At 70.6% G+C, this 9,970-nt stretch carries 9 protein-coding genes; 5 read left to right on the forward strand and 4 right to left on the reverse strand.

Translation table 11 applies throughout. The features are described from left to right. Nucleotides 1–1,652 (reverse strand): AMP-dependent synthetase/ligase (locus ACTHNQ_RS16330; RefSeq protein ID WP_440335009.1); only part of this gene is annotated, 1,652 nt, incomplete at its 3' end. Nucleotides 1,653–1,806: 154 nt separating this feature from the next. Here ACTHNQ_RS16330 and ACTHNQ_RS16335 point away from each other — a divergent pair. Genes ACTHNQ_RS16335 through ACTHNQ_RS16345 form a run of 3 tightly spaced genes read left to right on the forward strand, consistent with a single transcriptional unit; the run spans nt 1,807 to nt 4,827 of the window. After that, complete coding sequence (locus ACTHNQ_RS16335) at nt 1,807–2,742, forward strand: ROK family glucokinase (protein ID WP_018170544.1); 936 nt, start codon at nt 1,807–1,809, stop codon at nt 2,740–2,742. A 7-nt stretch (nt 2,743–2,749) separates the two neighbouring features. Further along, entirely contained in the window at nt 2,750–3,439 is a 690-nt protein-coding gene (locus ACTHNQ_RS16340) for a lysophospholipid acyltransferase family protein (protein ID WP_440335010.1), read from the forward strand. Nucleotides 3,440–3,489: 50 nt separating this feature from the next. Beyond that, a complete protein-coding gene (locus tag ACTHNQ_RS16345) occupies nt 3,490–4,827 on the forward strand; it encodes a class II 3-deoxy-7-phosphoheptulonate synthase (RefSeq protein ID WP_018170546.1) in 1,338 nt (445 codons plus the stop codon). A 72-nt stretch (nt 4,828–4,899) separates the two neighbouring features. Here ACTHNQ_RS16345 and pknB read toward each other — a convergent pair whose 3' ends face one another. Further along, a complete protein-coding gene (gene pknB / locus ACTHNQ_RS16350) occupies nt 4,900–6,855 on the reverse strand; it encodes a Stk1 family PASTA domain-containing Ser/Thr kinase (protein ID WP_440335011.1) in 1,956 nt (651 codons plus the stop codon). A gap of 74 nt (nt 6,856–6,929) precedes the next feature. Then, nucleotides 6,930–8,120 (reverse strand): LysM peptidoglycan-binding domain-containing protein, encoded by a 1,191-nt coding sequence (locus ACTHNQ_RS16355; protein WP_440335012.1) that lies wholly within the window; start codon nt 8,118–8,120, stop codon nt 6,930–6,932. 191 nt (nt 8,121–8,311) lie between these two features. On the opposite strand from ACTHNQ_RS16355, the gene ACTHNQ_RS16360 reads away from it, so the two are divergent. After that, complete coding sequence (locus ACTHNQ_RS16360) at nt 8,312–8,671, forward strand: Rv2175c family DNA-binding protein (RefSeq protein ID WP_440335013.1); 360 nt, start codon at nt 8,312–8,314, stop codon at nt 8,669–8,671. Between the two features lie 31 nt (nt 8,672–8,702). Here ACTHNQ_RS16360 and ACTHNQ_RS16365 read toward each other — a convergent pair whose 3' ends face one another. Beyond that, entirely contained in the window at nt 8,703–9,797 is a 1,095-nt protein-coding gene (locus ACTHNQ_RS16365) for a polyprenyl synthetase family protein (protein ID WP_440335014.1), read from the reverse strand. A 63-nt stretch (nt 9,798–9,860) separates the two neighbouring features. Here ACTHNQ_RS16365 and ACTHNQ_RS16370 point away from each other — a divergent pair. Then, nucleotides 9,861–9,970 (forward strand): DUF3040 domain-containing protein (locus tag ACTHNQ_RS16370; RefSeq protein WP_440335015.1); only part of this gene is annotated, 110 nt, incomplete at its 3' end.

Here is a 9,970-nt window from a genome sequence, read left to right on the forward strand (position 1 = left end):
GAGACACCGGCGTTGGCGGCGTCCACCGCGCGCTGGATCTCCGCGTTGACCGCCGGGTTCACCGACGCCTCCGCCAGCGTCATGTCCTTGTCCTCGCCGTTGTTGGCGAGCCAGGTCGGCAGCATCTCCGTGTCGAGCGTGATCAGGGCGGAGATGAACGGCTTCTGGTCGCCGACGACGACGACCTGACCGACCAGCGGGTTCGCCCGGATCGGGTCTTCCAAAGCAGCCGGGGAGACGTTCTTGCCGCCCGCGGTGACGATGATCTCCTTCTTGCGGCCGGTGATCGTGAGGAAGCCCTCCTCGTCGAACGAGCCCACGTCGCCCGTCTTGAACCAGTCGCCGTCGAACGCGGCAGCGGTGGCCTCGTCGTTGCGCCAGTACTCCTTGAAGACGTTGATGCCGCGCACCTGGATCTCGCCGTCGTCGGCGAGGCGGATGCCGACGCCCGGGAGCACGGGACCCACGGTGCCGATCTTCGACTTCGACGGGATGTTGACCGTCGCCGGGGCGGTCGTCTCGGTGAGGCCGTAGCCCTCGAGGATGGTCACGCCGAGGCTGTGGAAGAAGTGGCCGAGGCGGGGGCCGAGCGGGGCGGAGCCCGACACGGCGTACGTGACGCGGCCGCCCATGGCCTCGCGCAGCTTCGAGAAGACGAGCCTGTCGAACAGCGCGAACTTGATCCGCATGCCAAAGGGGACCTTCTTGCCCTCCTGCAGCAGCGTCGAATGGTCGACGGCGGTCTTCGCCGCGGCGCGGAAGATCTTGCCCTTGCCGCCCGCCTCTGCCTTCTGCTCGGCGGAGTTGTAGACCTTCTCGAACACGCGGGGGACCGCGAGCAGGAACGTCGGCTTGAACGAGCCCAGCGCGGGGAGGAGCTGCTTCGTGTCGGGCTGGTGCCCGACCTTGACGCCCGAGTGCACGGCGAGGATCGAGATGAAGCGCGCGAACACGTGCGCCGTCGTGATGAACAGCAGCGTGGAGGCGCCGGGCGTCTCGACGACCTCGTGGAGCGACTTGGCCGAGTTGCGGGCGAGCTCCACGAAGTTGCTGTGCGTGAGCACGCAGCCCTTGGGGCGCCCCGTCGACCCGGACGTGTAGATGAGGGTCGCGATGTCGGCGCCGACCGCGATGCTGCGACGACGCTCGATCTCGTCGTCCGTCACGTCGGCACCCTGGGCGACGAGCTTGTCGAGGTCTCCCGCGTGCATCTGCCACGCGGAGCGGATCAGCGGGAGCTCGCCGCGGGCCTCTTCGAAGCGCGCGGTGTGGTCGGGGTTCTCAGTGATGATGGCGATGGCGCCCGAGTCCGACAGGTTCCACGCGATCTGCGCGGCCGAACTCGTCTCGTAGATCGGGACCATAACGGCGCCGGCATAGAACAGCGCGAAGTCGACGAGGGTCCACTGGTAGGTGGTGCGGGCGACGAAGCCCACCTTGTCGCCGGGCTCGATGCCCGCGGCGGCGAAGCCCTTGGCGAGGGCGATCACCTGCTTCTGGAACTCGGCGGCGCTGATGTCGCGCCAGCCGTCGCCGTCCGGGACGGCGAACAGTGCGCCGTTCGGCGTCTTCTTGACGCGTTCGACCAGAAGGTCGGAGATGTTGGCTTGCGGATCGGCGGGGACGATCGCGGGGACTTCGAACTGGACCACGGCAGCTCCTTCGGTACCGGACGACGGATTATCTCGGGTAGATCATTCGAGTCTAATCCGCCGTCACATCAGCACTGTCGGGGGTGTGGAGGAGTGCGCGCTGGCTAGACTTCAAGACGCTGTTCGCGCGCGCGGCAGCCGGGAAGGAAGTGCAGTGCTCAAGGTCGGCATCGACATCGGCGGAACGAAGATCGCCGGAGGCGTCGTCGACGCCGACGGCCGCATCATCGAGAAGGTCCGCGTCGACACGCCGACCGACACCGGGGCGCTCGCACAGGCCGTCATCGACATGGCCCGCCACTTCCGTTCCGGGCACGACGTCGAGGCCGTCGGCGTCGCCGCCGCCGGCTTCATCGACCGCGACCGGGCCATCGTGATCCACGCGCCCAACATCGCCTGGCGCAACGAGCCGCTCAAGGCTCGCCTCGAGGACGGCATCCAGCTCCCCGTCGCCATCGAGAACGACGCCAACGCGGCCGGCTGGGCCGAGTACCGCTTCGGCGCCGGGCGCGGCGTGCAGAACATGGTCATGCTCACGATGGGCACCGGGGTGGGCGGCGCGATCGTGCTCGACGGCGAGCTGTTCCGCGGCGGCCACGGCATCGCCGCCGAACTCGGGCACATGCGCTTCATCCGCGGCGGACTGCTGTGCGGATGCGGCCAGAGCGGATGCCTCGAACAGTATGCGTCCGGCCGTGCCCTGCAGCGCGAGGCCCACGACATCGCTGACGCCGGCGGGATCGGCGAAGCCCTCGCCGCACTCCGCGCGGAAACGGGCACGATCTCGGGCCCCGCCGTCTCGCGCCTCGTCCTCGCGGGCGATCCCGGCGCCACGGAGGCCCTGCGGCGCGTGGCGACGGCCCTCGGCGAGGCGTGCGGCGGGTTCCAGGCCGTGCTCGACCCCGAGCTGTTCGTCATCGGCGGCGGGGTGGCGCAGCTGGGGGAGGACCTCCTCGCGCCGGTCCGCCTCGCGTACGAGACGTCGCTGCCGGGATACGGAGACCGCCCGGTCGCGCAGTTCGCGATCGCGCAGCTCGTGAATGACGCGGGGCTCATCGGCGCCGCGGACCTGGCCTCGGCAGAGGGGTAGACGCCCGATGTTCTACTGGCTGATGAAGTACGTGGTGATCGGTCCGATCGTCAAGGCGATCTGGCGTCCATGGATCGTCGGCCGCCGCAACGTCCCGGCCGAGGGCGCCGCGATCCTCGCGAGCAACCACCTGTCGGTCATGGACTCCGTCTTCCTGCCGCTCATGATCGACCGGCCGGTGTCGTTCCTTGCCAAGAGCGACTACTTCACGGGCAAGGGCGTCAAGGGCTGGGCCACACGCATGTTCATGAAGGCGACGGGCCAGATCCCGATCGACCGCTCCGGCGGCAAGGCCTCCGAAGCATCGCTCAACACGGGACTGCAGGTGCTCGGGCGCGGCGACCTGCTCGGCATCTACCCCGAGGGCACGCGCAGCCCCGACGGCAAGCTCTACCGCGGCCGCACGGGCCTTGCCCGCATGGCGCTGGAGGCCCACGTGCCCGTCGTGCCGGTCGTGATGGTCGACACCGACACCATGCTCCCGATCGGCACCACGGTCCCGCGCATCGTGCGCGTGGGCATCGTCATCGGCGAGCCGCTCGACTTCTCCCGGTTTCAAGGCATGGAGGGGGACCGCTACATCCTGCGCTCGGTCACCGACGAGATCATGGTCGCCCTGCAGCGGCTGGGGGAGCAGGAGTACGAGGACGTGTACGCGTCCACGGTCAAGGACCGCCTCAAGAAGCCGGCGGCCTGACGGCCGTCACGCGGCGCCGGGCCTCGACCTGCCGCGGCTAGAATCGAGGGATGCTCCAGCACCTCGACGCACTCGACCACTGGCGGACCCTGCCGATCAAGCAGCAGCCGCAGTGGCATGACGCCGAGGCCGTGGCCGCGGCATCCGCCGAGCTCGCCACGCTGCCGCCGCTCGTCTTCGCCGGCGAGGTCGACAACCTTCGCGACCGCCTCGCGCGGGCCGCGTCGGGTCGCGCGTTCCTGCTGCAGGGCGGGGACTGCGCCGAGACGTTCGCGGGCGCCACGGCCGAGCAGATCCGCAACCGCATCAAGACGGTGCTGCAGATGGCGGTCGTGCTCACGTACGGCGCATCGATGCCGATCGTCAAGATGGGCCGCATGGCGGGCCAGTTCGCCAAGCCGCGCTCCAGCGACACCGAGACCCGCGGCGACGTCACCCTGCCGGCCTACCGCGGCGACATCGTCAACGGCTACGACTTCACCGAGGGCTCGCGTCAGGCCGACCCGCAGCGGCTGCTGAAGGGGTACCACACGGCCGCGTCGACCATCAACCTCATCCGCGCGTTCACGCAGGGCGGCTTCGCCGACCTGCGGGAGGTGCACTCGTGGAACAAGGGCTTCGCGCAGAACCCCGCGAACCAGCAGTACGAGCGTCTCGCGACCGAGATCGACCGCGCCATCAAGTTCATGGAGGCGGCCGGCGCCGACTTCGACGAGCTCAAGCGCGTCGAGTTCTACACCGGCCACGAGGGTCTGCTGATGGACTACGAGCGTCCGCTGACCCGCATCGACTCCCGGACGAACACGCCGTACAACACGTCGGCTCACTTCCTGTGGATCGGGGAGCGCACGCGCGACCTCGACGGCGCTCACGTCGACTACTTCTCGAAGATCCGCAATCCCATCGGCGTGAAGCTCGGCCCCACGACGACCGCCGAGACGGCCCTGGCGCTGATCGACAAGCTCGACCCCGAGCGCGAGCCCGGGCGCCTCACCTTCATCACGCGCATGGGCGCGGGCAAGATCCGCGATGCCCTGCCGCCCCTGCTGGAGGCCGTCAAGGACTCCGGCGCCACCCCGCTGTGGGTCACCGATCCCATGCACGGCAACGGCATCACCACTCCCACCGGCTACAAGACGCGGCGCTTCGACGACGTCGTCGACGAGGTCCGCGGCTTCTTCGAGGCGCACCGCGCGGTCGGCACGTTCCCGGGCGGCATCCACGTCGAGCTCACCGGCGACGACGTCACCGAATGCCTGGGCGGCTCGGAGCAGATCGACGAGGCGACCCTCGCGACCCGGTACGAGTCGCTGTGCGACCCGCGCCTGAACCACATGCAGTCGCTCGAGCTCGCCTTCCTCGTCGCCGAGGAGCTCGAGAAGCGCTGACCTTCACCACCCCGACGTCGAAGATCCCGGATGCCTCGCCCGAGGCATCCGGGATCTTCATGTTCGCAGGGGTCAGCCGGTGACGCTCAGCTGGATGTAGACGCGGGTCCCCTTCGGGTGCATCGAGTCGGCCTTGGGGTCGGATGCCTTGACCTCGGTGATGTCGTCGGGCACGACCGCGAAGAACGGCGCGTAGTCCACCTGGAATCCCGCGTCCTCCAGCTTCTTGATCGCCTGATCGCGGGTGTCGCCGACCACGTCGGGCACCGGGAAGAGGGGAGGACCGGTGGAGACCACGAGGGTGACGGTGTCGCCGGGGGCGAGCCAGCCGTTCTCAGGCGCGCCGTCCATGCGGATCACCTTGCCCTCGGGAACGGAGTCGCTCGCCTCGGTCGCGCTCGTGTCGGCGACGACGAGGTTGACGCCCTCCAGAGTGCTGCGGGCCTTGCCCTCGCTCTGGCCCGAGACGTCGGGCACCGGGCCGAGCGAGACCTGGATGCTCGCGGTGTCGCCCTGATGGACCGTGCAGCCGTCGAGGCAGGCGACATCCTGCGTGCCGTCGTCGGGTGCGCCGGCCGGACGGATGTAGACGCCGACGACCGTGCCCGATGCGGCGTCGGTGAAGAAGGGCGCGCTCTCGCCGGGGGTGTCGACGGACTGTGCAGACAGCGCGGCGCGTGCATCGGCATCCGACATCCCCGAGAACGAGGTGAACGTCGCCTCCGCGGGCCCCGTCGAGACGACCACGGTCACCTCGCTGTCGCGGTCGACACGCGTGCCCTGCTTCGGGTTCGTGCGGATGACGTTGCCGGCGGCGACGTCGAGGCTGCTCTCGTCGGCGCGGACGGCGACGAGCGTGTCCTGCTTCAGCCGGGCCGCCGCATCGTCGTACGACGCGCCGGTCACGTCGGCCACGACGACCATCGAGCCGGGACCGGACCCGAACCACCAGCCGACGCCGCCGGCCACGACAGCGAGGACCAGCACCAGGACCAGCAGCCATGCGCCGCGTGTGCGCCGCCGCTGCGTCGCCGTGCGCAGCCTCGCCGAGTTGTCGACCTCTTCGAGCGTCGAGATCGGACCGGTGCCGGTGCTCGGCAGGACGGCGGTGAGCTCGCCGGTCGGCGTCGCGGAGTCGCCGACGACGCCGATGGGCCCCGTGCGGGCGACCACCGGGGCGACGCCGAGCTCGCGCTCGATCTCACGCAGGCGCGTGAGCATCTCGCGTGCGTCGACGGGACGCTCGTCGGGCGACTTCTCCGTCGCCCACAGCACCAGCTCGTCGAGCGGCTCGGGCACGCCCGGGTTCTTCACGCTCGGGCGGGGCACGGAGTCGGTCGCGTGCTGGAACGCGATCTGCATCGGCTGCTCGCCCTTGTACGGCTGCTCGCCGGTGAGCATCTCGTAGAGCATGATGCCGATCGCGTAGATGTCGCTGCGCGCATCGGCGGTGCCGCGCGTGACGAGCTCGGGCGCCAGATACGCGATCGTGCCGAGCAGCTGCGCACCGGAGGCGGTGTTCGCGGTGGTCGCGCGAGCCAGTCCGAAGTCGCCGATCTTGATGCGGCCGTCCTCGGCGAGAAGCACGTTCTCGGGCTTGACGTCGCGGTGCACGATCCCGGCCTTGTGCGCCGCGGCCAGGCCCGACAGCACGGCGTCGAGGATCGAGATCGCCTGCGGGACGGTCAGACGGCGCTGCTCGCGCAGCAGCTCACGCAGGGTGATGCCCGGGAGGTACTCCATGACGAGGTACGCCATGTCGCCGTCCTGGCCCTGATCGAACACGTTCACGACGTGCGGGTCGGCGAGGCGGGCGGCCGCGCGGGCCTCTTGGATGAAGCGGCTCTGGAACACGGTGTCGTCACTCAGATGCGAGTGCATCACCTTGAGTGCGACACGGCGCTCGAGGCGCAGATCGGTCGCGACGTACACCGTCGCCATGCCGCCTCGGGCGATGCGAGCACGCACCCGGTACCGGCCGTCGACGAGACGGCCGATCAGCGGGTCGGTCTGCTGACTCGTGCTCACGCTGAGAGTCTACGGATCAGGACCTGCGAGCCCGCGGAGCGCCTCACCTCGCGAGACCGTAATGTGACGGAGAGTCAGCCGATCGCGGCGAGCCAGGAGGCCGCGGGTGCCTCCCACTTCGCGTACGCGTCGGGGTAGGCCGAGATCTGCACCGCCTGCGCCGCCTGCGTGAACGTGAGCCCCTGCCAGCCGGGGATGTCGAGCAGCCCCCGTGTCCGTGCGCCGTTCGGGTCGCCCGCGCCGCCGAAGAACGCGCGGGTCGCGCGGGCGGCATCCTGGACCTCGGCCTCGGTGCCCCAGCCGTAGCTGGGCCGCTGCTGGAACAGGCCCAGCGAGTCGCGGTCGCCCCACGTGACGTTGCGCAGCGACGATTCCTGCATGGCGGTGCCGAGGGCGATCGCGATGCCGCGGTCGGGAACGCCGAGCTCGCGCCCGATCCGGACGATCAGCTGTGCGTTGGCGACCTGCTCGGCGGTGAGCCCCGGGATCGACGGCGCGGCGGAGGGCACCTTGATCGTCTGGCCGGGGTAGATGATCGACGTCGCGACGAGCCCGTTGGCGGCCAGCACCGCGTTCACGCTCACGCCGTGGCGCTTCGCGATCGCGCTGATGGTGTCTCCGGCGACGATCGTGTAGCTCGTTCCCCCAGCCGACGGCGCCGTGGGAGGTGCGGGAGCCGGCGCCGTCGGAGCTGTGGGAGTGGATGCCGCGGGTGCGGCGCGGCCGGGGATCGAGATCCTCTGGCCGGGGTAGATGATCGACGACCAGCCCAGGCCGTTCGCCGAGAGGACGGCGTTCGTCGTGACGCCGTGGCGCTTCGCGATCGAGCTGATCGTGTCGCCGCGCTGGACCGTGTACGAGCCGGAGCTCGCCGCCGGAGGGGCGGCAGGCGCTGTCGGAGCGGGAGCCGCGGCCGGTGCGGCGGTGAGCTTCAGCACCTGTCCGGGGTAGATCACGGAGGACCAGCTCAAGCCGTTCAGCGCCAGCACGTCAGCCGTGCGCAGGCCGAAACGCGCCGCGATACGGCTCACGGTGTCGCCCCGCGCCACCGTATAGGTCGCGGGCGCGGGCTGGACCGCCGGCACCGCCGCCATGCCGGCGGTCGTGGGCGCGGCGGCCGGGACGTGCGCAGGGACGGCCGCGAGAGGCCGGACGCTGCGCGCCGGTTCGGCGGATGCGCCGCGGGTCGCGGCATCCATCGTCCCGGCATGCGCCGGAGCGGCCGTGAGCGTCAGCGCGATCGATCCGGCGACGGCCACAGGCACGCTGGCGAAGAGTGCGCGAGACCCGTTCGGAATGCGGGTGCTGCTGTTCTGTCGCACGAGTTTCCCCCCTCTGTCGACTCCGAAAACCGTGGCACGGATGGTGAGGGGTGTCAACGCCTGTCATAAGAAGTGGACGGTGTGACGCATGTGACAGAAGGGGCGTGGGCCGGGCGTCGCGATCATCTGGGATAGTGGATTTCGTGACCTCTGACGAAGTTTCGCTGTACGACACCGACTGGCTCACCCTGCCGGAACTGGTGGAGGTGCTCGGCGAACCGCTCGGCCGCGTGCGTCGCCTGCTCGACGAGTTCCACCTGCTCGGCACGCGCCGCGACGGCGCCCTCAAGGTGCCCTCGGTGTTCATCGTCGACGGCACCCCGCTCTCGTCGCTGCGGGGCACGGTGTTCGCCCTGCACGACGCGGGATTCTCCGACGACGAGGCGATCGACTGGCTGCTCACCCCCGAGGACACCATCGGTGTCGCGCCCATCGAGGCGCTCCTTGCCGGCCGCAAGAGCGAGGTCCGCAGGGTCGCACGCGCCCTCGCCTGATCCCGCGTTCGCGCGCCAGCGGCGCCCGGCGTCAGGTCGTGCGCACCGTCGCCGCATGCGCGAGATCGCGCAGCTCGCCGACGGCGGCATGGCCCAGACGCGCTCCCGACAGGGCGCGGTCGGCCTCGCGGGCGTAGTCCGCGATGAGGCGCTCCACGCGATCCAGCGCCCCCGAGTCGACGATCGTCTGCTGCAGCGACGCCACCTGTGCGGCGTCGAGCGTCGGGTCCCCGACGAGCTCGTCGACGATGCGGCGGGCGGTGGGGCTCAGCGCCTCCCGCGTGTAGGCGATCAGCACGGTGCGCTTGCCCTCGCGCAGGTCGTCGCCGGACGGCTTCCCGGTGGCCTGCTCATCGCCGAACACGCCCAGCACGTCGTCGCGCAGCTGGAACGCCATCCCCAGGGGATGCCCGAATGCCGCCAGCGCCGCGGCCTGAGCCTGGTCGGCGCCGGCCAGGGCCGCGCCCACGGCGAGCGGCTGCTGCACGCTGTACCGTGCCGACTTGTATGAGGCGACCCGCAGTGCGCGCTCGGCGTGCCGGTCGTCGGGCTCTGTGACGAAGGCGGACTCCTCGGCGATGTCGAGGAACTGGCCGAGGGTGACCTCGCGCCGCATCAGCGCGTACTGCCGCCGGGCCGCCGCCGCGCGCCCCGGCTCCGCCTCGGCGAGGCCCGCTTCGAGGATGTCGTCGCTCCACGCCACGAGCAGGTCGCCCACGAGGATCGCGCCGGAGCGGCCGAAGGCGTCCGCGTCGCCGTGCCACCCGGCGCTCCGGTGGCGCGCCTCGAGCGCGCGATGGGTGGCGGGGCGGCCCCGACGGGTGTCGGAGTTGTCGATGAGGTCGTCGTGCACGAGCGCCGCGGCGTGGAACACCTCGAGCGCCGCGGCGGCTGCGAGGACGGGGCCGGGCGCATCGGCTGGGGGTCCCGCGGCCTCCTCCACAGCCCTCCACCCGGCGAGGCAGAAGCGGCCGCGCAGGCGCTTGCCGCCGGTCGCGGCGTCCGCCGCGGCGTCGACGAACAGGGCGGCCTCGGCGCCGGCATCCTTCGCGTCCGCCCGCTGTGCTGTGACGAATGTGTCCACTCGCTGAGAAATGGCTTCGATCGGCTCTACAAGGGAGGACACGGGCCTAGCCTAGTGACGAAGGGCACGCGTAGAATCGAGCCACCGAAGTACAGAGGGGGATGCATGCCACTCTCCGAACAGGAGCAGCGCCTGCTGGACGAGATGGAACGCCATCTCATGCGCAACGACGCAGACGTCGTCAGCGCGCCGCGGGGTGGGCGCACCCTGAGCTA

It is taken from the genome of Microbacterium sp. (assembly GCF_051953575.1).
Classification (GTDB): Bacteria; Actinomycetota; Actinomycetes; order Actinomycetales; family Microbacteriaceae; genus Microbacterium.